The sequence below is a fragment of the Vibrio sp. 1288 genome, assembly GCF_033344475.1.
In genome coordinates this window covers 1-814 of the sequence record NZ_JAWPOX010000325.1, presented here as the reverse complement: position 1 = coordinate 814, position 814 = coordinate 1, and the positions used below count along the sequence as shown (strand labels likewise).

1 pseudogene is annotated in these 814 nt (G+C 44.2%); it reads left to right on the top strand.

Annotated elements, in window-relative coordinates:
- Positions 1 to 814 (top strand): annotated as a pseudogene (locus tag R8O11_RS26540) (DNA polymerase Y family protein); the annotation flags it as partial.

The following is an 814-nucleotide window of genomic DNA, read 5'->3' as shown; positions in this document are numbered from 1 at the left end:
CACCTACAGTTGGATGCGCTGTTTGGCAACAACCAAGAGCACCCGGTCGTCATTGTCGAAAGTCAACGCTGCCGGATTATTCAATACAACGAGACGGCCAAGCAGCAAGGCATTAAGCCAAATATGGGCTTAGGCAGTGCTGCGTCTTTGTGCCATGACTTGCAAGTACATCCTTACCACCCACAAACGGAGTGGAATAAGTTGCAAGAGGTGGCTCAATGGATGTATTTGGTCACTTCTGATGTCGTATTGATGCCAAACCAAGGTATTTTGCTGCGTGCGACGCCAATGCTTAATCTCTATGAAGGATTACAAAACTATTGGAATAAAATCCGAACTCATTTAGATGAACTAAAATTGAGCTTTCAGTTTGGTTGTGGCTTCTCACCTTTTTCCGCTAAATTGATGGCATTATCTGGTGCGAATGTGCTTAGCGAAGATAAAACTTCTATCCAAAAAGCTTTATTTCCGTTGCCATTAACCCTAACCGATTTATCGCCCTCCAATGTTGAAAAACTCCAACGAGTGGGCACAACAACGCTGCAAGGGTTACTGGAATTGCCATTGCAAGACATCGCTCGCCGTTTTGATATTGATTTAGTCAACTACGTCGGACGACTTACTGGTCAGTTCAAACACCCTGTCGACTTTTACCATCCAAGCGAGTCGTTCCAAGTGTATTTGGAGTTACTGTTTGAGATCGAAAACGTTCAATGGATTGAAAAGCCGTTAGCAAAGCTCCTTCGCCAACTCGAAACCTTTCTAAAATTGCGAGACAAAGTCGCCTTTGAACTTCGCTTAACGCTCCATCAAC